Genomic DNA, 22673 nt, shown 5'->3' on the forward strand with positions numbered 1-22673 from the left:
TGCGGCGCATTCTCGCGGCGAAGGAGAGTGCGATGGGCGTGATGGAGATCATCGGCATCGCAGGCAGCGTCAGTCTGCTTGCCGGATGGCGCCTCTACCTGTGCGTCTTCGCCACCGGGCTCGCCATGCGGCTCGACGCGATCCCGGTGCCCGAGCATCTGGCGAGTCTCGCCGTGCTCGAAAACCCGTGGGTCATGGGTATCGCGGCGGTGGCTGCGCTGTGCGAGTTCTTTGCCGACAAGATCATGTGGCTCGATTCGGTGTGGGACGCGGTGCACACCTTCGTCCGCCCCGTTGGCGGCGCGCTGCTGGCGCTGGCGATCGTCGATCCGTCCGACCCGGCGACCCAGGTGATCGCCTTCCTCCTGGGCGGCAGCGCGGCTTTCGCGGCACATGCCGGGAAGGCCGGCGCGCGCGGCGTGGTCAACACCAGCCCCGAGCCCGTCTCCAACATCGCCGTGTCGACCGTGGAGGACGTCGCGACCGCGGGCCTGCTCTGGGCGGCGTACGAGTATCCCTACGTGGCCGGCGCGATCGCGCTGGTGCTGCTGGCACTGACCGTGTGGCTCCTGCTGCTGGCGCGCCGGATGGTGCGGCGGTTCTTCGGCCAGAGGGACAGGACGGGTTAGATCCTCCCCCATTTTCGCGTAGCGCAAATGGGGAGGTGGCAGACGCCGAAGGCGGCTGACGGAGGGGCAAGCGCGGCGCGAGGCCCCCTCCACCACGAGCCGCTTGCGCGCCTCGCGGTCCCCCTCCCCATTTGGCTGACGCAAAATGGGGAGGATCTTGGCTCAGGCCGTCGCTCCGCGGTGCTTCGCCATGAAAGCCTCGACCGCGGGCGCGATCTTCGTGCGCCAGCGGCTGCCGTTGAAGATGCCGTAGTGGCCGGCGCCCTCGGCGAGCTGGTATTGCTTCCTGGTCTTCGCAAGGCCCGTAGCGAGCGTAAGCGCGGCTTTCGTCTGCCCGATGCCGGAAATGTCGTCCCGCTCGCCTTCGATCGCGAGCAGCGCGGTGTCGCGGATCGCCCCTAGATCGACCGGCGCGCCGCGGTGGGTGAAGGTACCGGTCGCCAGCGAATGCTTCTGGAATACCTCCTCCACTGTCTGGAGGTAGAATTCGGCGGTCATGTCGCAGACCGAGCGGTATTCGTCGTAGAAATCCTTGGTCGCCTGCGCGCTATCCTCGTCGCCCACCGTGAGATGCTTGAACATCTCGTAGTGGCTGAGGATGTGCTGGCCGAGATTCATGCTCATGAACCCTGCGAGCTGAAGGAAGCCCGGATAGACCCGCCGCCCCGCGCCGCGGTGCTGCATCGGCACGGTGGCGATCACCGTGTTGCGGAACCATTCGATCGGGCGGTCCATGGCGACGTCGTTGACCGAGGTCGGGCTCTCGCGCGTATCGATCGGCCCGCCCATCATGGTCAGCGTCGCGGGGCGGCAGGGATGCTCCTGCGCCCCCATGATCGCGGTAGCTGCGAGCGCGGGCACCGATGGCTGGCACACCGCCATCATGTGCGTGCCCGATCCGTCTTTCTGGGGCCCGATGTGTTCGAGGAACTCGATCAGGTAGTCGATGTAGTCGTCGAGGTCGAAGCGGCCTTCCGACAGCGGCACCGTCTTCGCGTCGGCCCAGTCGGTCACATAGACCTCGCAGCTCTCGACCATCCGCCGCACGGTGCCGCGCAGCAGGGTAGCATAGTGCCCGCTCATCGGCGCGACGATCAGCAGCTTGGGCGCGCCTTCGGGCAGCCCTTCGCGGGTGAAGCGCTTGAGATCGCCGAACGGGCGGTTGACGACGGTGGCTTCCTCCACCGCGCGCGGTTCGCCGGCGATCTCCACGAACTCGATCCCGAACGCCGGCTTGTCGCGCGGCGCGGTGGCGTGGGCGAAGACCTCGAGCGCACTGGCGCCGATCTGGCCGGCGCCCAGATAGCTCGCCGGCAGATAGGGGCTCGAAAGCGCCTCGGCGCCGATCGAGGCGAGCGCGCTCGCGCCGCTGAGCCAGGCGCGCTGCAGTTCGTAGGCGTGATAAAGCAAGTCGCGGGTTCCTTGCCGGGCGTCTCTTCATGGACGCTTTCCGTCGTCGTTGTGCACTGCACAGTGACGGGTCGCGGCCAATTGTGCAATGCATCATTTGCGGATTCGTGCCGGTCCCGCGCGGGATGAGTGGATTTTGCCGCGCTGCATCGCTACCTGCCCTGGCATGGACGCGGACACCCCCCAGCCCGACGCGCCGCCCGCGCGCCGGGGCTTTTTCCGCCGGAGCGCGGCGATCGAGGGCGAGGCGAAGCCGGCGCGCACGCTCGGCCCGCTGAAGATGATCTTTCGCGAGGCGGCGAACTATCCGGGCCGGGTCGCGATGGCGCTGGTTGCGCTGATCGTCACCGCCGCGGCGACACTGGCGATTCCGAACGGCTTCAAGCTCATCATCGACCGCGGCTTTGCGCAGGGCGACCCGGGCGACGTGGCCCGCTGGTTCCAGTACTTGCTGATGATCGTCGGCGTGCTCGCGATCGGAACCGCGCTGCGGTTCTATTTCGTGAGCTGGCTCGGGGAGCGGGTGGTCGCCGATATCCGCTTGAAAGTGCAGAACAACCTGCTGCGCCTCGCACCGGGCTTCTACGAGGAGAACAGCCCGAAGGAGATCGCGAGCCGGATGACGGCCGACACCGCGCTGATCGAGCAGGTGGTCGGCACGACGATCTCGACCGCGCTGCGCAACGCGCTGATGGCCGTGGGCGGCACGGCCTATCTGTTCTGGCTCGCCCCGCAGCTCACCGTGGGGCTGGTGATCGGCATTCCGGTCGTGATCCTGCCGATCATGTTCTTCGGCCGCCGCATCCGCAACGTCTCGCGCTCGAGCCAGGACCGGATCGCCGACGTCGGGGCGATGGTCGCGGAAGTGCTCGCGGCGATGAAGATCGTCCAGGCGTTCAATCAGGAAAGGCGCGAGGGCGAGCGCTTTGCCGTCGCAGTCGAACGCACGTTCGCCACTGCGAAACGCCGCATCCTGCTGCGCGCGGTGATGACGGCGACGATCATCTTCGTCGTCTTCGGCGCGATCACGCTGGTCATGTGGCGCGGCGCGATCGCGGTGACGAGCGGTGAGATCAGCGGCGGCACGATCGCCGCCTTCGTCATCACCGGCATTCTGGTGGCGGGAGCCTTCGGCGCGCTCACCGAAGTCTACGGCGAGCTCCTGCGCGGCGCGGGCGCGGCCAGCCGGCTCGAGGAATTGCTGGAGGAAAAGCCTGCGATCGCCCCTCCGGCGCGCCCGCTCGCGCTGCCCGAGCCGCCGCGCGGCAGCCTTTCGTTCCGCGGCGTCTCCTTCCGCTATCCGACGCGGCTCGAGACCCCGGCGCTCAAGGAATTCACGCTCGAGATCGAGCCCGGCGAAACGGTCGCGCTGGTCGGCCCCTCGGGTGCGGGCAAGTCGACCGTGTTCCAGCTCGCCGAGCGGTTCTACGATCCGCAAGCGGGCACGATCCGGCTCGACGGGATCCCACTCACCAGTGCCGATCCGGCGGAGGTTCGCAAGCGCATCGCGCTCGTCCCGCAGGACGGCGTGCTGTTCTCGGCCAATGCGCGCGACAACCTGCGCTACGGTGCCTGGGATGCGAGCGACGAGGATATCTGGGAAGCGGCCCGCGCGGCCAATGCCGAGCGGTTCCTGCGCGAGCTTCCCGAGGGGCTCGACACTTATCTCGGCGAGAGCGGCACGCGGCTGTCCGGCGGGCAGCAGCAGCGCCTCGCCATCGCCCGCGCGCTGTTGCGCGATGCGCCGATCCTGTTGCTCGACGAAGCGACCAGTGCGCTCGACGCGGAGAGCGAGCGGCTGGTGCAGCAGGCGCTCGACCGGCTGATGGCGCAGCGCACGACGCTCGTCATCGCGCACCGCCTTGCCACCGTTCGCGCGGCCGACCGGATCGTGGTGATGGACGAGGGGCGGATCGTGGAGCAGGGCACGCATGCCCAGCTTGCCGAAGCGGGCGGGCTCTACAGCCGACTCGCTGCACTCCAGTTCGCCCCCAGCGAAGCCGCCTGAACCGATGGCCATGCGTTCAGCCCAGACACAGGCTGGACAATCTATGAAGTTGCAACTGAAACCGACGAACGGCGACGCGCCGGGCGCGCCGTCGCCTATGCTGGGGGCAGAGGATCTCTGCATCCTTGGGGCTGACTGAAATTTCCGGGAGTATTCCGACATGATCCGCACCATGCTTGCCGCGGGGGCCAGCGCTCTCGCCTTGACCTTTGCCGTTCCGGCGCTGGCGCAGGACGCCGGCGCCGCGGCGCCGGCCGCCAAGGCGGAGGAAACTCCGCTGCCGACGATGAGCTTCGGCGAATGGGGCTTCGATCCCGCCTATCTCGACAAGACCGTCGATCCGGGCGACGACTTCTTCGCCTACGCGAACGAGAAGTGGCTCGAAGCCAACCCGCTGCCGCCCGAGTTCTCGCGCTTCGGCGCGTTCAACCTGCTGCGTGAGAAATCGACCAGCGACGTGAAGACTCTGGTCGACGAACTCGTGGCGAAGGACCCGGCGAGCCTCTCGGCCGACGAGAAGCGCATCGTCGATGCCTACAACGCCTTCCTCGATACCGCCGCGATCGATGCCGCCGGCCTCGCGCCGGCCAAGCCTTACCTCGACCGGATCGAAAGCGCCGGGACCCTGGCGGACCTCGCGACGCTGTGGGGCACGCCCGGCTACTCCTCGCCCGTCGGCGGCTTCGTGACGGTCGATGCCAAGGAACCGACGCGTTACTCGGTCTATGTCGCCTCCGGCGGCCTCGGCCTGCCCGACCGCGACTACTATCTCGACAAGACCGAGAAGGGCCGCGAGATTCAGGCCAAGTACCGCGAATACCTCGCCTTCCTGTTCCAGCAGGCCGGCTACGCCGATCCTGCCGCGACCGCGCAGCAGGTCTACGCGCTCGAAGACGCGATCGCGCGCAACATCGCGTGGGACCGCGCGACGCGCCGCAACCGCGACCTGACCTACAATCCCGTGACGCCGGCTGAGCTTGGCGATCTGGCCGGCGGCTTCCCGCTGACCGCAATGCTCGAGGCGAGTGGGTTCGGCGAGACCGACCGCTTCGTCATCTACGACCTTCCGCCGACCGAGCAGGAAGCGGCTGCACTCGGCCTCGCCGAAGATACGCTCGCCAAGATCGGTGGCGGCACGCCGGCGATGCTGGCGCTGCTGGCGAAAACGCCGGTCGAGGTGCTGCAGGCGTGGACCGTCAAGGAATTCCTCGTCGCCAATGCCGCCGTCCTGCCAAGCGCGATCGACGAGGCGGACTTCGCCTTCTACGGCCAGACGCTCACCGGCACGCCCGAGCAGCGCGCGCGCTGGAAGCGGGCGACCGCGGAAACCGAGGGTCTGCTCGGCGAACTGGTCGGCGCCTCCTACGTCGAGCGCTACTTCCCGCCCGAGAACAAGGCGGCGATGGAGGACCTGGTCGTCAACCTGCGCAAGGCGCTGGCGATCAGCATCGAAGAGAACGACTGGATGAGCGCGGCGACCAAGCAGGAAGCCGTCGCCAAGCTCGACAGCTTCGATCCCAAGATCGGCTACCGCGAAAACCTCGAGACGTATCCCGGCCTCGCGATCGATGCCGGCGCGCCGCTCGCCAACCGCATGGCCGCGGCCGCGTGGCAGTGGAACGACATGCTCTCGAAGCTCGGCGGGCCGATCGACCGCACCGAGTGGGGCATGCTGCCGCAGACGGTGAACGCCTACTACAACTCGACCAAGAACGAGATCGTCTTCCCGGCCGCGATCCTGCAGCCGCCGTTCTACAACGTGTCCGCGGATCCGGCGGTGAACTACGGCGGCATCGGCGCGGTGATCGGGCACGAGATGGGTCACGGCTTCGACGACCAGGGCTCCAAGTCCGACGGCACCGGCATGCTGCGCAACTGGTGGACCGAGGCGGACCGCGCCGCGTTCGACAAGCTCGGCAATGCGCTGGTCGAGCAGTACGGCGAGTTCTGCCCGCTCGACGACGGCACGACCTGCGTCAACGGACGCCTGACGCTGGGCGAGAATATCGGTGACGTGGGCGGTCTCAGCCTCGCCTACCGCGCCTACAAGCTCTCGCTGAACGGCAAGGAAGCGCCGGTGATCGACGGCCTGACCGGCGACCAGCGCTTCTTCCTCGCCTGGGCGCAGGTCTGGCGCTCGCAGCAGCGCGAGGACGCCGCGCGCCAGCGGCTGCGGACCGATCCGCACAGCCCCGAGCAGTACCGCACCAACGGCGCGGTACGGCAGATGGACGCATGGTACGAGGCGTTCAACGTGACCGCCGACGATGCGCTCTACCTGCCGCCCGAGGAGCGCGTGCATATCTGGTAAGGCACTATTGCTGTCGCCAAAGATTGCCCCCGGCCACGCGGTCGGGGGCAATTTTTATGTGCGGCGGCCGATTTGCGTTTGACACGCCGCGCACCATCGCCATGACCCGCAGGCAATGAGCCTTACCCTGACCGCGATCCTGCTCGGCATCCTCGAAGGGCTGACCGAGTTCCTCCCCGTCTCCTCGACCGGCCACCTGATCCTCGCGCAGGCCTTCTTCGGCTATGACCCGGCGCAGTGGCGGCAGTTCAACATCGTCATCCAGCTCGGCGCGATCCTCGCGGTCGTGGTGACGTACTGGAAGACGTTCTGGACCATGGGCATGGGCTTTCTCCGCCTCGAGCCGGAAGCCCTGCGGTTCGTGCGCAACATCCTGCTCGGCTTCCTTCCGGCGGCGGTGATTGGACTGCTGGCGAAGGATGCGATCGACGTGATGCTGGGAACGCCGATGATCGTGGCCGTCGCCCTGGTGATCGGCGGCATCGCGATCCTCGCGCTCGAGAAGACGATCCCGGTGCGCGAGGACGTGGGCGTGGCGGGCCTCTCGTGGAAGACGGCGATCGCGGTCGGCTTCGCCCAGTGCCTGGCGATGATCCCGGGCACGAGCCGTTCGGCGGCGACCATTCTCGGCGCGCTCGCCATGGGCGTGGGGCGCAAGACGGCGGCCGAATTCTCGTTCTTCCTAGCGGTCCCGACGATGCTGGGCGCGGCGACGGTCAAGATCCTCGACGAACCCGCGCTGCTGGCGGGCGAGGCGGCCGTCGGCTGGGGTGAGATCGCGCTCGGCTTCTTTTCCGCCTTCCTGGTTGCGCTGGTCGTGATTCGGGCGTTCGTCGCCTACGTCAGCCGCCACGGTTTCGCGCCGTTCGCCTGGTACCGTATCGTGCTCGGCGCGGGTGCGATCGCCTGGCTCGCTCTCGGCTGATCCATCCTGGCGGATCGTTGCCCGCGTGCAACTATCCTACTCGACCGGTCGCAAGCTCCGGAACGTTTGGCGACCAACCCGGGTTGTATCGGGAAGGATGGTTCACAGACGATAACACGATGGGTTTGATCTTTTTTCTAGCGGGTGGCGCGGTTCTCGGCTGGCTCGCGGCAATCGTGCTGCGCGTCGAGAACGGGCGCGGCATCATGGCCAACGTCGCCGCGGGCAGCCTCGGGGCCGTCATCGGCGGTGTGGTCGGCAATCGCGGGTCGATACTTTCCGGCCTCAGCGCGATCTCGATACCCGTCGCCGCCGTTGGCGCGCTGGTCCTCATCGGTGCCCTGGCCCTGTTTCGAAACCGGCTCGACGGGCGCCGCAGGTAAACGCTATTCACGCCGGGTCGACATAGTGTACAGGTCGGCCCACCCAACAGCAAAGGGGAAAGACTGAGATGAAGAGCATTTTCAAGAGCGCGATGGTTGCTTCCGTTGCCGCAATGGGCCTCAGCCTCGCTGCCTGCGATAGCGCGCAGGAGAACGCGGCCGAGGATGCCGGCGAGCAGAACGCCGAGATGGTGAACGAGCAGGCCGAAGCGATGGAAGACACCGGCCAGATCACCGACGCCGAAGCCGATGCGATGACCGACGCGGCCGAAGATCAGGCGGACGCGATGGAAGAGCAGGCCGAAGCCGCTGCCGAGGGCGATGCCGCCACCGACGCCGCGACGCCGCCGGCCGAGTAAGCTTCGCTTCTCGAATTCGGGAGAGCCGGTCCGGGTCACCCCGGGCCGGCTTTTCTTTTGCCGCCGGTCAGACCGGCGCCGCACCGCTCCCGCGGCCGCCGCGCAGGAGGTATTCCTGGGTGCCGCGGTGGATCACGTTGTCGACGTCGATCACGGCCGAGTTGGCGTACGTGAAGGCGGGCGGCAGGTTGCGGTAGAGGCGGTCGAAGTCGCGCTCCACCGTCTGGCGGTAGAGATCCTCGAAGCTCTCGATGACGAAGTAGGTCGGCTGCAGGTCGCTGATCACGTAATCGGTGCGCATCACCCGGTCGACGTTGAGCATGATCCGGTTGGGGCTCTTGCCCTCGACCGCGAAGACCACCTCGGTCGGGCCCGAGAGAATGCCCGCGCCGTAGGCCCGCACTTCGCCGTGTTCGAGCATCAGGCCGAATTCCACCGTGTACCAGTAGAGCGCGCCGAGCGCCTTCAGCCGGTTGTAGCGCATCGCCTTCCACCCGGCCTTGCCGTATTCCTGCATGTAGTCGGCATAGACCTGGTCGGTCAGCATCGGGACGTGGCCGAAGACGTCGTGGAACACGTCGGGTTCCTGGATGTAGTCGAACGTCTCGCGGGTGCGGATGAAGTTGCCGGCAGGGAAGCGGCGGTTGGCGAGATGCCAGAAAAACACGTGATCGGGGATCAGCATCGGCACCGGCACGACGCTCCACCCGGTCAGCTTGCCAAGATCCTCCGACAGCCGCCCGAACTCGGGCACGCCGCCCTGGCCGAGGTCGAGCTTGTCCAGCCCCTCCAGGAAAGCGCTCGCCGCGTGGCCGGGCAGGACCGCCATCTGCCGGGCGAAGAGATCGTTCCAGATCGCATCGTCCTCGGCCGTATAGTCGGTCTGCTTCGGCTCCAGCCAGTCGTCGCCGACATGGGCCGGCTTCCTGAGCGGGGCGGTGAAGACGTCCGCCGGCATCTCGGGGAGAGCCGTGAAGTCGTGTTCCTGAGGTGCGATCGTTGCCATGGTTTCTCCTGTAACCAATAACACCGCCGCGGGTGACTGACAAACGGCGTGCGGCCCGCCGTCAGTCGAAGATATCCTCGAGCCAGCTCTTGCGCCGCTTGTAGGGCTTGCCGTGATGGCCGTGGCCGTAGCCCGCGTGCGCCTGCCCGCCGTGGCGCGCGTAGTCGGGCGCGGGGCGCTGCGGGGCGGCCTGGGGCGCGCTGCGCTCCACGATCTTGTCGAGCTCCCCGCGGTCGAGCCAGACGCCGCGGCACTGCGGGCAATAGTCGATCTCGATCCCCTGCCGGTCGCTCATGGCGAGGGGCACGCGGCAGACGGGGCATTGCATGGCGGCGACTTCGGCTTCGGTGCGCATCGGCGGATCGGTCCTCTCTCTAGCCTGGTATCTCTAGCAGATGGGGGCGGCGGCGCCGCGATCAAGCGGGCGGCCGGTGTTGACGCTCCGCCAAGTTTTACGCCGTGTCACCTTGTGGCGGAAGCGGGGGTCCGGCGCCCCAGCCGGTCCAGCCGCGCGAGATGCTGAAGCAGCGCATTCATGTCGGGTTTCCAATACCTTGCGGCATAGTGCCCGCGGCCCATGACGATCTGGATCATCCCGTGCTCGGCGCGGTAACCGGCATCGAGGCCTGTGGACTTCGCCGAGGCCAAGTTGACAGGCGAGTGTAACCTTCCGAGCGCCGCGTCCCAGGCGGCGGCGAAACCCGCCGCGCCCGGGCGCTTGCGCAGGCGGTAGGCGCTTTCCCGCCCCATGCCGACCGCCCGCGCTGCGGCGAGGACCGAACGCGTTTCGGCGAGGTAGCCGATGAAGGCCGCCTGCCGTTCGGGCACCCAGCCGTCGCGGCGCGGGCCGACCGGCACCGGATGAAAGGCGGGGATACGGCGGCGGGTGCGCCGCGGCTCGGATGCCGGCTCGGGGGCCGGCTGACGGGAGGAATTGCGCTTCATTCGGCATGATGAACCACATTTGTTCCATGTAGGAAAATGGTTTCTGCCGCGACGGCCGGGCGGTTCGGTCAGCCGCCGTCGACGATCCCGGCGATCAACTTTCGCTCCAGCGCGTCCTCGGCGGTGAGGTACCAGTTGTGCAGCGCCTTCTCGAGCAGTTCGTCGATCGTGATCTCGCTGCCGGCGATCAGGCGCTCGAACCCGTCGATCTCCATCTCGCAGCCCAGCTTGAGCTGGCGGCACAGCGCCTCCACCAGCGGCAGGCTGCCGCGCATCGGGCCGGAGAGCTCGACCGTCTTCTGAAGCTGGCGGCAATGGATCAGGAACACGCCGTCCGCCGTGACGAAGCGGTCGCCGCGGGGGAAGGCGCTCATGATCGTCACCCCGGCGGAATAGACGGTCGTCTTGCCGATGAAGACCAGGCGCCGGCCCTTCAGCCGCTCGCGCGCGAGGCCGATCTCCAGCACCATGCGGCGCCCCACTTCGGCATCGCCGCCGAGCGTGCAGACCTCGATCGCGACCGGGCCCTCGCCCCCTTCGGCGGAGGCAAAGCCGTCAAGCAGTGTGTCGAGCATCGGGTGGCCGACCTCGCCGTGGAGGCGGATGGTCGGGTGGTGCAGCAATTCGCGCGCCGGGGCGTCAACGCCCGGGCGGCGCGGTTCCTCGTCGGCCATGGCCGATCTCCCCTGTCGCACAGCGCAGCGGCCGCCCCCGGCACGAGAGCGGCCACTGTCTGCATTTTGCGTGCGTCGGGCGCCTTAGCGCTGCTGGTCGTCGCGGTCCTGCTGGCCGCGCTGACGGTTCTGCTGGCCGCCCTGCTGCTGGCGCTGGTTGCCACCCTGCTGCTCGCGCTGGCGTTCCTGCTGACCACCGCCCTGCTGGCGCTGATCGCCACCCTTGTTGTTGTTGTTCTGATTCACGGTTCGTCTCCTTCTCCAACGGTCCGCTCGTCGCGGGACCTGTTCTATCAAGGCGCGGCCGGCCCGGCGGTTCCGTGCTTGCGCCCAAGCGATGATCGGGAGCGTCAAGTTGCTGAATTCCGGTAGAAAATTCACTTATGTTTGATTCGTGGCGGAGGCGATGTCAGGCGGCGTCCTCGCGGCTCTCGTCCCAGCCCGGCAGGCGCTCGAAGCGGTAGCGGTCGCGGATCGCGCGGTTGAAGTAACCGCCCTTCGATCCCGACCGGGCGAACGCCTGCGCGACCTGCTCCGGCATGTCGAAGTAACGATAGACCCGCCCGCCGACGAACTGCACGTCGAGCGCCCCGAGCGCGGGGCGATAGGCCAAGCGTGCGATCGCGGTCGACGGCATGCCGGGACAACGCGCAGGGCGGGCGGAGGGGGCCGGGGGATTCCTGTCACGCAAGGGCGCCTTGCGTGAAAAAACCCTCTAGCGAACGCTGCGGACGATCACTCGTCCTCGATCTCGCGCCGCATGACCTCATGCCCGGTCGGGTTCGGCCCTTCGATCTGGCGCGCGATATCGGCCGCCATGAGCTGCGCCACCGGATCCTCCGCGAGAGCGGCAAGGCGCGCCCGCTCGGCTTCGAGCAGGGCCGTCCGCTCACCCTCGGGCGCGGCGGCGACTTCGGCATAGAACCGGGTGAGCCGCAGCCACGGCGCATCCTCGACCAGCACGTCCTCCGCCCAGCGCGAGAACGGCCTGCCCGACGGCCGCCAGCCCTCGCCGTCCGGCGCGCGCTCGAGGAAGAACAGCGCCGTGGTGCCGGCAGGGAAAGCGCGGCGGATGCAGGCGCCGGACAGGCTCTCCGGATGCGGTTCGGCCAACTCATAGGGATTGCTGAGCGTCACGCTGCGTCGCTCGCCCGGATGCAGCAGCCCGACGCCGGTGATCCATACGGCGCTGTCGGGCATGGTTCCCTTGACTGCTAGCACCGGCGCGACCCGCAGCGAAGTATGCCAAGGCTTCACCCCGGCCGCCTCGTCGACCACCCGCCCCAACAGGATCAACTCGGCATCCGCGGCAAGTTCAAGATTGGTGGGCGCGCGATAATCGGCCGTGACGGAGCACGCGACGGCGGGGGTGGCGAGGGTGAGGGTGAAAGTGAGGGCGGCGATGCCAAGAGGCAGGAAGAATCGCATAGTTATTCCAGTCAGGAATTGGCTTCGGTCCATCTTTCGATATGTCGCATCAGCCGCGCCAAGCTATCCGCTCGATCAGAGGCACGTACCGCGTCCCAATGTGAGGTGACGAACTTCTGTAGAATGGCGTTATACTCGGGGCCTACCCTCGCTCCCGACCCTTCGCGTGGGATCAAGCCCTCTCGCAAACGGCGATGCCTTGAGTGAGCCGCCAAGGCCATCAGAGTTTGCTTTGGTTTTTCCACGCTTTCCGGTTGAGCCGGAATATGAACTTGCGAGATTCCGAGAAAATTTGCAAAGACTGCGCGATCAGCGAGTATCCAAGACTCGATCTCTCGAACGACGACTCTGAACAATAAATTTTGGTAGTTATGCCTATTCGGAATTAGTTGATCGGCTAAGCTGACAGGACACTCGGCCGCATCCATATCTCTCAAGACCAGCCAAGGGCACTGCTGTGAAGCATTCGCGTACCCTGGAAGATTAGCATCCAATTTGGCATGCCCACCTTTGTTAAAAGATCCATAGACTTCATAGCCAAAATGACTGAGAATTTTATGGGCTACGGAGAGATCAAGTTCGCTCTCGCCTGCAATCATGAATGCCATTATTCTGCTATGGCATCGAACAATGAGAGCTGATTGCTACGCGATGGACGGACGAGGGGGAATACCGCGTCCGCTACAGTAATGCCGCCCTCGAGGAGAAGCCGGACCTGTGACACGTTAACAGCGGTTTGGACTCTCGTCCCTTCATGAGCACTCGCGAGGAGATGTACCTCATCAAGGCCAACCCCGCGGTCAGCGAGAAGAGCCTCAGAATGAGTAGTGACCAAAATTTGCCTACCGCTTCGACGTGACACTCGGCTGAAAACGGAGGGAAGGTGCTGAACCACCGCCGGATGAAGCGACAACTCGGGTTCTTCTAAAAGCAGCGCGCCTCCAGACTCCATCAGTGCCCATAGGAGGCCCATGAGTCGGAGAGTGCCGTCGCTAAACTGGTCCTCTGTCTGCCACGCTCCGGTGGCACGCCAGTGCTCATATCTGCCCTTAAGGTGCCAAAAGCCTTTTGTGTCTTGTTCCAGCGTAAGCTCGCTCAACTGCGGAACAGCAAACTTGATACTCTCTGCGATGCGCCGCAATCGCGAATCCCGAGTTCTCTTGGGAGTATTCGCAACAGTCTCTAGAAAATCTCCACCAAACGGATCCTCCAAGCGACCGAACGATCTGTCTGGCTCCCTTACAATTTGTGGTACAATGTGTCGATAATTTATAGAAGAAAAAAAGGAAACAAGCTGGCGAAATTCTTTATTAGCACTAATTTGCTCTAAATGCGTTTGGCTTAAGAGGGCTTCGTCGTTCTTATCATCTTGGTCCGGACGATTCCGAATCAGGACGCCTGATCGCCATATCTTTTCTTCAATGATAAATGGATTGCGGTTGTTATCTTGCGAGAAGGCTAATCGGTAGCGCCAAATTTCTGGACTGCCGTCAGTTCCAATCGCCACTTCAATTACAACGTCACTCTTCTTGCGCGAGAAGAGGCTTCTTATGGCGGATACCCCCCCCCGGCTCTCGACGGCCTCTCGGAATCCTCCGCCCGTGCGAGCCAAATCCCTTAGGAATCGGAATATATCTAGGATGTTTGACTTGCCTGCAGCGTTTGCTCCCACAAAGAATGCTCTTCTCTGAAGCGAGATCGTGAAATCGCTAAAGTTCTTCCAGCGCGCGGCATGAAGCTGCGTGAAGTATAAGTTGGTGTGAGGGGTATCAGCCATCACTCCGCCGCCACGCTCCCGCTCTCGCCGCCGTCGCCGAACAGCCCCGGCCCCTCGTCGCCGAGGTCGTTCGCTTCCTCGCCCTTCTTGGCCTTCTGGCGCTTGTCGAAGCTCGACCAGACGTCCTGCCAGTTGCCCTTGGTCGCGCCCTTCGAATACTCGGTCGCGCGGGTTTCGAAGAAGTTGGCGTGCTCCACGCCGTTGAGCAGCGGGGCGAGCCAGGGGAGGGGGTGGTCCTCGACCATGTAGATCGCGGGCAGGCCGAGCTGGCCCAGGCGCCAGTCGGCGATGTAGCGGATGTAGTGCTTGATCTCCTTCGCCGTCATCCCCGGGACCGGGCCCTGCTCGAACGCGAGGTCGATGAAGGCATCCTCCAGCCGCACCGTCTTCTGGCACATGTCCATGATGTCTTCCTTGACCGCCTTGGTCAGGCAGTCGCGCTCCTGCACGAAAGCGTGGAACAGGCGGGTGATGCCTTCGCAGTGCAGGCTCTCGTCGCGGACCGACCAGCTCACGATCTGACCCATGCCCTTCATCTTGTTGAAGCGCGGGAAGTTCATCAGCATGGCGAAGCTGGCGAAGAGCTGCAGCCCCTCGGTGAAGCCGCCGAACATCGCCAGCGTGCGGGCGATGTCCTCGTCGCTGTCGACGCCGAACTGCTGCAGGTAGTCGTGCTTGGCCTTCATCTCCTCGTACTCGAGGAACATGCCGTATTCGCTTTCCGGCATGCCGATCGTGTCGAGCAGGTGCGAATAGGCGGCGATGTGCACCGTCTCCATGTTGGAGAAGGCGGCGAGCATCATCTTGATCTCGGTCGGCTTGAACACGCGGCCGTATTTCTCGTGGTAGCAGTCCTGCACCTCGACGTCGGCCTGGGTGAAGAAGCGGAAGATCTGGGTGAGCAGGTTGCGCTCGTGGTCGGAGAGCTTCTGCGCCCAGTCGCGGCAGTCCTCGCCCAGCGGCACTTCCTCGGGCATCCAGTGGATCTGCTGCTGGCGCTTCCAGAAGTCGTAGGCCCACGGATATTCGAAGGGTTTGTAGGTCTTGCGGGCTTCGAGAAGGGACATCTGGCGTCTCCGGTTGGCGTTGGCCCCAATATATAGCGTATCGGGGGGCATATGTGAATCGGTTTGCGGCGCCGGGGGAGACATTGGTGGGAGGTTGAGTCGCGCGGGCCGCAGCCCGCACCCGCCCGCGAATCGCTCCCCCGGCGCCCGCGTCAGGCCGGCAAGTCTATGCCCGCCGCCCGGCGCGCCAAAACGGGCGCTGGCGATAGAGTGGGGATAACCGGGGGCGGCCGCGGAACGCCCGGGCGCGGCCGGCCGTTGGTCGCTCGCGAAAGGAGAATTTCCATGGGCGAATACGAACCGGACGACAGCCGCAACGTCACTCTGAAGCCGGGGCCCGAGCCGGGCGGCATCGAGCGCACCGGCCCGCGCGAGCATGAGACGCGGCCCGGCGACAAGGGCAAGCCCGAAGGCGGCAAGGTGCAGGACCTCAACACCGGCGCGATCGGCGAGCGGCAGGCGCAGGCGGGGGAGCCGGTGGTCGGCGAGACCTCCGGCGATCCGGCGCGCCGGGCCCGGGCCGACGCCGAGCGGCCGGCCTGATCCCGCGGCATCTCGAACGAGCCGTTCCTCGCGTGCGCCCAGTCACGGAACGGGCGCCCGCCGGCCTCCGTTGGTTTCGCGTGGGGCAAGCGAAAGGACCGGAATCATGTTCGAGAAAATGCGCATCAAGGAACACATGGAAGTGGCCGACAGCAACGGCCAGCACGTCGGCACGGTCGACGAAGTGGACGGCGACGCGATCAAGCTGACGCGGTCGGACAGTGCGGACGAGATGCACCACTTCCTCGCGATCGACGACATTGAATCGATCGACGACAACCGCATCTATCTGAAAGCGGGCGCGCGGGTCCCGAGCGGCCTCGGCACCAGCGCCACGCGGGCCTGAACTCGCGGGGCAGGAGTCCCGGCGTCCGTGGGCGCCGGGGCCTCGCCTAGCTACGCTTGCGCGAACCGAACCAGGATCCGCCGCCGAGCACGGTGATCCCGAGGAAGAACCCGAAGTCGTACCATCCGCCGCGGTTGGGCACGGCATAGACCGCGATGTCCGGATCGAACAGCGAACCGATCCAGGCGAACGGGAAGACGAATCCGTGCCACAGGCCCCAGAGGAAGCCGGGCGCGCTCGCCTCCTGCGAGACACCCGCGTCGACTTGCGACGCGCAACTTGCGAGCAGCACAATGGCAAGCGCGCCAAAGATCAGACGTGAATAGTTCATGGAAACTCTCCCCGGTGAAGGCGCTTTTAGCGGGTTCTTCAGTTCGAGTCACCGAGCGCCCGTGAAGGGGGGATTCCAGTTCCTGTACTCGACAGGCGGTCAGGAGAGCGGCATTCTGGATTCGCCCCAAGCGTGACGAAGAATAAAGACAGCCGCCATATCGGGTAAAATCTTCCATCGGCTGCGGGCAGCCAACATCACGCTTTGCGGCGCTGCTCTATCTTCATAATTGCTCGAGAAAAGTTCTCGAAATTGTCTTCGACCAATCTGATCCGCAACTTGGATATCCTTATACTGGTGGCATGCGAAATATCGCTTCCCCGACTCGCAGCCGCACCATTCATCCGGTTTGAACTCTTGGCGACGATAATAGGCACACGCTCCGACCTGCGGGCCGGGCCAAAGATCGAGATGCGTTCTGTGCCAGCTCTTGATGATCCAGAGGGAATAATGATCGAGTAGTGCTGTGAGACCATCCTTAGGCTCCCATGCACCGCTCTCTTTAGTAAACGCGCAAACCGAGGCATCCGGGAAATTCGTATGCTTGAGCGGAAACAACTCTGCTTGGTTTCCAATGGCCTCAAACGCCCATGTACGGGGCGATATTGTCTCTTCAAACGGTAATGCCACCAGAAGGTGTACTTGTGGGCCGCCTCGACCTAGCGGTCGGGTTTTTACGGCGACCCACAAGCCATTTGGATCTTCGAAAGCTAGCGCTTCGTAATGGTGTGCCAGAATTCGAAACTGATCTCCGAAAGCGGTCTCGTGGGCAACGGAGCGGAGGGACTCGGCTTGACGGGCCGGCCCTGGCCGTGTCCGTGCTCGTTGTCCTTTCCGCGGTCCGGCTTCGGATCGGTGCCCGGCGTATGATTGGGAGGCATCCTTCACTTTACCTTTCTGGCCATTGTCTCGGCCGACGAAGCCACCGTCAAAGACGAGCGGTTGCCGCTCAGCATCGATATCGATGCCAAGGTCGCGCAAATGATTGAAAGCACTCTGGGAAAATTTAGTTTTTCCACAGGCTTTGCCCATCTTGCGCACGGCTCCATCCACCCCGCTTGGGGTGGCTTTCGGTTGACCCGAACATCAGCGCGTGCGAGGCAAAGAGTGCACCGTGAGCCTCGAACGCACCAACGTTCAGCTTACGAGGGGGCCAGCCATCGGCTGGTCCCCATTTTTCACATCACACGCGATTCGCATGATGCGATTCATGTAAATAATCGTTCACCTGAACGAATCCGAATCACAGAGCATCGCCGCAGGCGTTTATCCACATTTTCCGCCTTCCTCACTGGCAGGCCAGGCATTCCTCGTAGTCGGTCTGCTCGCCGCCGGCGGTGAGTTCGTACTTGGCCGCGTCGGGGGTGTTGTCGGCCTCGACGCCGCCGGCGAAGCCGGCGCGCTGCACGGACTTCGACCGCAGGTAGTAGAGCGACTTGATGCCCTTCTCCCACGCCTGGAAGTGGAGCATCATCAGGTCCCACTTGTCGACGTCGGCCGGGATGAACAGGTTCAGGCTCTGCGCCTGGTCGATATAGGGCGTGCGGTCGGCCGCGAATTCGAGCAGCCAGCGCTGGTCGATCTCGAAACTGGTCTTGAAGGTCGCTTTCTCCTCCGCCGTCAGGAAGTCGAGGTGCTGGACCGAGCCGCCGCGCTCGAGGATCGAGTTCCACACGTTGGTCGAATCCTTCGACTTCTCGCGCAGAACCTTCTCGAGGTAAGGGTTCTTGACCACGAACGAGCCCGACAGGGTCTTGTGCGTGTAGATGTTCGCCGGGATCGGCTCGATGCACGCGCTGGTGCCGCCGCAGATGATCGAGATCGACGCGGTCGGCGCGATCGCCATCTTGCAGGAGAAGCGCTCCATCGCGCCCATGTCCTCGGCATCGGGGCAGGGGCCGCGCTCTTTCGCCAGCATCATCGAGGCCTCGTTGGCCTTGGCGTTGACGTGCTTGAACATCTTGAGGTTCCACACTTTCGCCATCGGGCTTTCGAAGCCGATGCCCTTCGACTGAAGGAAGGAGTGGAAGCCCATCACGCCCATGCCGACGCTGCGTTCGCGCATGGCCGAATACTTCGCCCGCGCCATTTCCGGCGGCGCGCGGTCGATATAGTCCTGCAGCACGTTGTCGAGGAAGCGCATCACGTCCTCGATGAACAGCTTGTCGCCTTCCCACTCTTCCCACTTTTCCAAGTTGAGCGAGGACAGGCAGCAGACCGCCGTGCGATCGTTGCCGAGGTGGTCGCGGCCGGTCGGCAGGGTGATTTCCGAGCACAGGTTCGAGGTCGAGACCTTGAGACCCAGATCGCGGTGATGCTTGGGCATCATCCGGTTCACCGTGTCGGAGAAAACGATGTAGGGCTCGCCGGTGGCAAGCCGCGTCTCGACCAGCTTCTGGAACAGGCTGCGCGCGTCGATCGTCTTGCGCACACTGCCGTCGCGCGGGGAGACGAGATCGAAGGTCTCGCCGGCGCGCACCGCTTCCATGAAGGTGTCGCTCACCAGCACGCCGTGGTGCAGGTTGAGCGCCTTGCGGTTGAAGTCGCCCGAAGGTTTGCGGATCTCGAGGAATTCCTCGATCTCGGGGTGCGAGATGTCGATGTAGCAGGCGGCCGAGCCGCGCCGCAGCGAGCCCTGGCTGATCGCCAGCGTCAGGCTGTCCATCACGCGCACGAAGGGGATGATGCCGCTGGTCTTGCCGTTGAGGCCGACGGGTTCCCCGATCCCGCGCACCTGGCCCCAGTAGGTGCCGATGCCGCCGCCGCGGCTGGCGAGCCAGACGTTCTCGTTCCAGGTGCCGACGATCCCTTCGAGGCTGTCCTCGACCGAGTTGAGGTAGCAGGAGATCGGCAGGCCGCGGTTGGTGCCGCCATTCGACAGCACCGGCGTCGCGGGCATGAACCACAGCTTGGAGATATAGTCGTAGAGCCGCTGCGCGTGGTCCTGGTCGTCGGCATAGGCGTCGGCGACGCGGGCGAAGAGGTCCTGGAACTTCTCGCCGGGCAGCAGGTAGCGGTCGACCAGGGTTTCCTTGCCGAATTCGGTCAGCAGCGCGTCGCGCGATTCGTCGATCGCGATGTCGAACCGGCGGTCGAGGATCTTCTTCGAATCATGCTGCTCGGCAGACGCCTTGGCCGCTTCGGCCATGGCGCCGGCGATCGCCTCGCCCGCCTTTTCCGCGACGAGCTGCTCGCTGCCCTTGTCCGTCTTGTCCATCTTCATCGCCGCCTTCCCGGGCTTGGCGTCCGCCAGGGTTTCATCACCCTCGAGCGTCATGCCATCCGTCTGATCGAGTCCCATCGCCGCATCGTCCCCGGTTCTGAAATCCATGTTCGCCCCACCCGTTCTCGCGCTATTCGGACAACCGCGCCGCCGGCACGATGTTCCGTTTCCGTTCGATTCGGCGGAAGCCTGCTCCCGCCTAGCATTTCCCGGCGGAAGGGGGGCAATTACTTATCCCCCGATCCGCCCCGGCCCGGCTCTTGCGAGGGTGTTTCCGAGACCGCTCGTCGCCTGCGCCCCAGAGAGACATTGGCTCGGCGGCAACACGATCTAGTGGGTCCCCCCGCGTTCCAGACCACTAGATACTGAATCACCGGCGAGTCGGGTGCAAGGGGGTAAATGCCCCGAAACCGCTACCGGGCGAGGTGTTCTATCCGCCTGCCACACCGCGACGCGTGGGAACTCCTTGGGTCTGCGCGGGTGCAAGCCCCAAAATGAATCCGTGAAAAAATTTATATGCGGAAAGTGGGTATCGCCGGCCTTTGAATCAATCGAATCGGGCCGCGCAATTTCGTGGCGCTGCGCGGCCCTCCGGCGTCATGCCGCGGCGGCCATGCGGGTATGTCCGGCGATGGCGTCTGCGATCGGCTCGACCAGTTCGAGCGGCAGGTCGTGGCCCATGCCGGGGAAGCTCCGCAGCGTCGCACCGGCGATCGATGCCGCGGTGTCCCGCCCGCCCGGGAAGGGGACCAGCGGATCGTCCTCCCCGTGTATCACCAGGGTCGGGGCGGTCACGCCTTTGAGTCGCGCGCGCCGGTCGCCATCGGCGAGGATTGCCGCGAGCTGCCGCGACAGCCCCTCGGGATAATAGCTGCGCCGCACGCCGGCGGTGACATTCGCGCGCAGCCGCGCCTCGTCGGCCGGGTAGCCGGGGCTGCCGATCGTGCGTGCGATCGTCATACCGTGCGCGACCAGCACTTCCTCGTCGCCCGACACGGGGCGCTTGGTCAGGACCTCGATCGCCTGCTTCTGCGCGGACGGCAGACGGCGGTTGCCGGTGGTCGACATGATCGAGGTGAGCGAGAGCACGCGTTCGGGATGGGTGAAGGCGATGTGCTGCGCGATCATCCCGCCCATGCTCGCGCCGACCACGTGCGCCTTGCCGATCCCGAGCGCATCGAGCAGCCCGACGCCGTCCGCCGCCATGTCGGCCAGCGTATAGGGCACGCGCGGGGTCAGGCCGAGGCGGCCGAGCAGCATGAGCTTGAGAATACCGGGCGCCTTCACCCCGTGGAACTTGTGGCTGAGACCGATGTCGCGGTTGTCGTAGCGGATCACCCGGAAACCCCGCGCCACCAGAGCCTCGACCAGCTCCATCGGCCACAAGGTCAATTGCGCGCCGAGCCCCATGACCAGCAGCACCGGCGGATCGCCTGGGTTGCCGTAATCCTCGTATTCCAGCGTGATGCCGTTGGCGGTGATCTGTGTCATTTGTCCCCCTCCTCCCCTTCCGTTCGCGGAAGGTGTGAGGGGGACATAGCGCGCCGGCGCCGAGCTTCAAACTGTGGCGTGGCGCGAGCCCACCCCGCTGCGACTAGGTTCGCTGCGCTCACCAAGTCTCGCTCCCCTCCCGCTTGCGGGAGGGGTTGGCGGTGGGTCTGGAACGTTAGTTACGGCACCAGCACCGTGTCGCGCGCCTCCGTCAGTGTCTCCGGGTAGTCCAGCGTGAAGTGCAGGCCGCGGCTTTCGTGGCGCTTGAGGGCGCTGCGGACGATCAGGTCGGCGCACTGGTGGAGGTTGCGCAGCTCGATCAGGTCGGTCGTGACGCGGAAGGAGCCGTAATAGTCCTCGATCTCCTGCGCGAGCAGTTCGATCCGGTGCTGCGCGCGCTCGAGGCGCTTGGTGGTGCGCACGATGCCGACGTAGTTCCACATCATCCGCCGGATCTCGGTCCAGTTCTGCTTGATGACGACTTCCTCGTCGGAATCGGTCACGCGGCTCTCGTCCCACTCGCGGATCGGTGGCGGGTCGTCGAGCCGGTCCCAGCAGTCCGCGATGTCGCGCGCGGCCGCCTCGCCGAAGACGAAGCATTCGAGCAGGCTGTTGGAGGCGAGGCGATTGGCGCCGTGGAGGCCGGATTCGGTGCATTCGCCCGCGGCCCACAGGCCCGGCAGGTCGGTGCGCGCGTCGAGGCCGACCGGAATGCCGCCGCAAGTGTAGTGCTGCGCGGGCACGACCGGGATCGGCTCCTTCGTCATGTCGATGCCGAGGCCGAGCAGCTTCTCGTGGATCGTCGGGAAGTGCTGGCGGACGAATTCGGGCGGCTTGTGGCTGATGTCGAGGTGCACGCAGTCGAGGCCGTAGCGCTTGATCTGGTCGTCGTTGGCGCGGGCGACGATGTCGCGCGGGGCGAGCTCGGCACGCGGGTCGTAGTCCGGCATGTAGCGGTGGCCGGTCTCCGGGTGGAGCAGATGCCCGCCTTCACCGCGCACGGCCTCGGTGATGAGGAAGTTCTTGACCTCGAGATTGTAGAGGCAGGTCGGGTGGAACTGCATCATCTCCATGTTGGCGACCCGGCACCCCGCGCGCCAGGCCATGGCGATGCCGTCGCCGGTCGCGCCGCGCGGGGCGGTCGAGAACTGGTAGACGCGGCCCGCCCCGCCGGTCGCGAGCACGGTCGCGCGGGCGACATGGGCGACGACCTTGCCGCTGGCCTCGTCCAGCGCGTAGGCGCCCCAGACGCGGCCCGAGCCGGAAAAGGTCTGCTGGTTGCGACCGGTGATCAGGTCGATGCAGGCCTGGCCGGGCACGAGCGTGATGTTGGGATGCGCCTCGGCCGCCTTGAGCAGAGCTTCCTGCACCGCCCAGCCGGTCGCGTCGTCGACGTGGACGATGCGGCGGTGCGAGTGGCCGCCCTCGCGGGTCAGGTGCAGGTCCCCGCTCTCGCGGTTGAAGGGGACGCCCAGTTCGACCAGCCGGTCGATCGCGTGCGGCGCGCGTTCGATCACGAACTCGACCGTCTCGCGCCGGTTGAGGCCAGCACCGGCGACCATCGTGTCGTGGATGTGGTTCTCGAAAGTGTCGCCCGCGTCGAGCACTGCGGCGATCCCGCCCTGCGCCCAGGCGGTGCTGCCGCCGGTCAGCGAACCCTTGGCGAGCACGCGCACTTTCCTGGTTTCCGCCAGCGCGAGTGCGGCGCTGAGCCCGGCCGCGCCCGAGCCGATGACGAGGATATCGGTATCGTTCATGGCACTTCTGTTGCACAGCGCGCCGCGGGGCGACAGAGAGGATTCGATGAGGGTCGCGAA

At 65.4% G+C, this 22673-nt stretch carries 24 protein-coding genes; 9 read left to right on the forward strand and 15 right to left on the reverse strand.

What is annotated here, in order from left to right; translation table 11 throughout:
• Positions 1–32: 32 nt before the first annotated feature.
• Positions 33–629: a DUF4126 domain-containing protein gene (locus JNO53_RS04895; RefSeq protein ID WP_203108264.1), complete on the forward strand. Its 597-nt coding sequence runs from the start codon at positions 33–35 to the stop codon at positions 627–629.
• Positions 630–791: 162 nt separating this feature from the next.
• On the opposite strand, the gene JNO53_RS04900 is transcribed toward JNO53_RS04895, so the two are convergent.
• Complete coding sequence (locus JNO53_RS04900; RefSeq protein ID WP_203108266.1) at positions 792–2039, reverse strand: polyhydroxyalkanoate depolymerase; 1248 nt, start codon at positions 2037–2039, stop codon at positions 792–794.
• Positions 2040–2205: 166 nt separating this feature from the next.
• On the opposite strand from JNO53_RS04900, the gene JNO53_RS04905 reads away from it, so the two are divergent.
• The 5 genes from JNO53_RS04905 (at position 2206) to JNO53_RS04925 (ending at position 8025) form a co-directional block, all read left to right on the forward strand.
• A complete protein-coding gene (locus JNO53_RS04905; RefSeq protein ID WP_203108268.1) occupies positions 2206–4047 on the forward strand; it encodes an ABC transporter transmembrane domain-containing protein in 1842 nt (613 codons plus the stop codon).
• Positions 4048–4207: 160 nt separating this feature from the next.
• Positions 4208–6358, forward strand: a complete 2151-nt coding sequence (locus JNO53_RS04910) for a M13 family metallopeptidase (RefSeq protein ID WP_203108270.1) — start codon at positions 4208–4210, stop codon at positions 6356–6358.
• Between the two features lie 115 nt (positions 6359–6473).
• Positions 6474–7283 (forward strand): undecaprenyl-diphosphate phosphatase, encoded by an 810-nt coding sequence (locus JNO53_RS04915; RefSeq protein ID WP_203108272.1) that lies wholly within the window; start codon positions 6474–6476, stop codon positions 7281–7283.
• A 119-nt stretch (positions 7284–7402) separates the two neighbouring features.
• Positions 7403–7666 carry a GlsB/YeaQ/YmgE family stress response membrane protein gene (locus tag JNO53_RS04920; RefSeq protein WP_203108274.1) on the forward strand — a complete coding sequence of 88 codons (264 nt, stop codon included), beginning with the start codon at positions 7403–7405 and terminating at the stop codon, positions 7664–7666.
• A 68-nt stretch (positions 7667–7734) separates the two neighbouring features.
• Positions 7735–8025, forward strand: coding sequence for a hypothetical protein (locus JNO53_RS04925; protein ID WP_203108276.1), 291 nt, complete (start codon positions 7735–7737; stop codon positions 8023–8025).
• Between the two features lie 67 nt (positions 8026–8092).
• On the opposite strand, the gene phhA is transcribed toward JNO53_RS04925, so the two are convergent.
• The 4 genes from phhA to JNO53_RS04945 all read right to left on the reverse strand — a co-directional run bounded on the left by phhA (position 8093) and on the right by JNO53_RS04945 (position 10551).
• On the reverse strand, positions 8093–9031 hold the full coding sequence (phhA, locus tag JNO53_RS04930) for a phenylalanine 4-monooxygenase (protein ID WP_238401651.1): 939 nt from the start codon (positions 9029–9031) through the stop codon (positions 8093–8095).
• Between the two features lie 61 nt (positions 9032–9092).
• A complete protein-coding gene (locus JNO53_RS04935) occupies positions 9093–9386 on the reverse strand; it encodes a TFIIB-type zinc ribbon-containing protein (protein WP_203108278.1) in 294 nt (97 codons plus the stop codon).
• Positions 9387–9493: 107 nt separating this feature from the next.
• Entirely contained in the window at positions 9494–9976 is a 483-nt protein-coding gene (locus tag JNO53_RS04940; protein WP_203108280.1) for a hypothetical protein, read from the reverse strand.
• Positions 9977–10044: 68 nt separating this feature from the next.
• On the reverse strand, positions 10045–10551 hold the full coding sequence (locus tag JNO53_RS04945) for a peptidase S14 (protein ID WP_203108282.1): 507 nt from the start codon (positions 10549–10551) through the stop codon (positions 10045–10047).
• A 3-nt stretch (positions 10552–10554) separates the two neighbouring features.
• On the opposite strand from JNO53_RS04945, the gene JNO53_RS04950 reads away from it, so the two are divergent.
• Positions 10555–11022, forward strand: coding sequence for a hypothetical protein (locus JNO53_RS04950; RefSeq protein WP_203108284.1), 468 nt, complete (start codon positions 10555–10557; stop codon positions 11020–11022).
• Between the two features lie 37 nt (positions 11023–11059).
• Here JNO53_RS04950 and JNO53_RS04955 read toward each other — a convergent pair whose 3' ends face one another.
• From JNO53_RS04955 to JNO53_RS04975, 5 genes are all read right to left on the reverse strand, one after another.
• Positions 11060–11287 carry a KTSC domain-containing protein gene (locus JNO53_RS04955; RefSeq protein ID WP_203108286.1) on the reverse strand — a complete coding sequence of 76 codons (228 nt, stop codon included), beginning with the start codon at positions 11285–11287 and terminating at the stop codon, positions 11060–11062.
• Between the two features lie 98 nt (positions 11288–11385).
• Positions 11386–12078, reverse strand: coding sequence for a hypothetical protein (locus tag JNO53_RS04960; RefSeq protein ID WP_203108288.1), 693 nt, complete (start codon positions 12076–12078; stop codon positions 11386–11388).
• An 11-nt stretch (positions 12079–12089) separates the two neighbouring features.
• Entirely contained in the window at positions 12090–12686 is a 597-nt protein-coding gene (locus tag JNO53_RS04965) for a hypothetical protein (protein WP_203108290.1), read from the reverse strand.
• A complete protein-coding gene (locus tag JNO53_RS04970; protein ID WP_203108292.1) occupies positions 12686–13855 on the reverse strand; it encodes an AAA family ATPase in 1170 nt (389 codons plus the stop codon). The genes JNO53_RS04965 and JNO53_RS04970 overlap by 1 nt, the downstream gene beginning before the upstream one ends.
• Entirely contained in the window at positions 13855–14922 is a 1068-nt protein-coding gene (locus JNO53_RS04975; RefSeq protein WP_203108294.1) for a ribonucleotide-diphosphate reductase subunit beta, read from the reverse strand. Before JNO53_RS04975 ends, JNO53_RS04970 begins: the two co-directional genes overlap by 1 nt.
• A gap of 285 nt (positions 14923–15207) precedes the next feature.
• Between JNO53_RS04975 and JNO53_RS04980 the strand changes: the two genes are divergently transcribed.
• Together JNO53_RS04980 and JNO53_RS04985 are read left to right on the forward strand one after the other, a co-directional pair.
• On the forward strand, positions 15208–15465 hold the full coding sequence (locus tag JNO53_RS04980; RefSeq protein ID WP_203108296.1) for a hypothetical protein: 258 nt from the start codon (positions 15208–15210) through the stop codon (positions 15463–15465).
• 106 nt (positions 15466–15571) lie between these two features.
• Positions 15572–15811: a DUF2171 domain-containing protein gene (locus tag JNO53_RS04985; RefSeq protein ID WP_203108298.1), complete on the forward strand. Its 240-nt coding sequence runs from the start codon at positions 15572–15574 to the stop codon at positions 15809–15811.
• 46 nt (positions 15812–15857) lie between these two features.
• On the opposite strand, the gene JNO53_RS04990 is transcribed toward JNO53_RS04985, so the two are convergent.
• The 5 genes from JNO53_RS04990 to nadB all read right to left on the reverse strand — a co-directional run bounded on the left by JNO53_RS04990 (position 15858) and on the right by nadB (position 22613).
• On the reverse strand, positions 15858–16142 hold the full coding sequence (locus JNO53_RS04990) for a hypothetical protein (protein ID WP_203108300.1): 285 nt from the start codon (positions 16140–16142) through the stop codon (positions 15858–15860).
• Positions 16143–16241: 99 nt separating this feature from the next.
• Positions 16242–17183 carry a hypothetical protein gene (locus JNO53_RS04995; RefSeq protein WP_203108302.1) on the reverse strand — a complete coding sequence of 314 codons (942 nt, stop codon included), beginning with the start codon at positions 17181–17183 and terminating at the stop codon, positions 16242–16244.
• 247 nt (positions 17184–17430) lie between these two features.
• A complete protein-coding gene (locus JNO53_RS05000) occupies positions 17431–19473 on the reverse strand; it encodes a ribonucleoside-diphosphate reductase subunit alpha (protein ID WP_203108304.1) in 2043 nt (680 codons plus the stop codon).
• Positions 19474–19962: 489 nt separating this feature from the next.
• A complete protein-coding gene (locus JNO53_RS05005) occupies positions 19963–20856 on the reverse strand; it encodes an alpha/beta fold hydrolase (RefSeq protein WP_203108306.1) in 894 nt (297 codons plus the stop codon).
• A 179-nt stretch (positions 20857–21035) separates the two neighbouring features.
• Positions 21036–22613, reverse strand: coding sequence for an L-aspartate oxidase (nadB, locus tag JNO53_RS05010; protein WP_203108308.1), 1578 nt, complete (start codon positions 22611–22613; stop codon positions 21036–21038).
• Positions 22614–22673: the final 60 nt, after the last annotated feature.

It is taken from the genome of Altererythrobacter sp. C41, from assembly GCF_016803135.1.
Classification (GTDB): Bacteria; Pseudomonadota; Alphaproteobacteria; order Sphingomonadales; family Sphingomonadaceae; genus Pelagerythrobacter.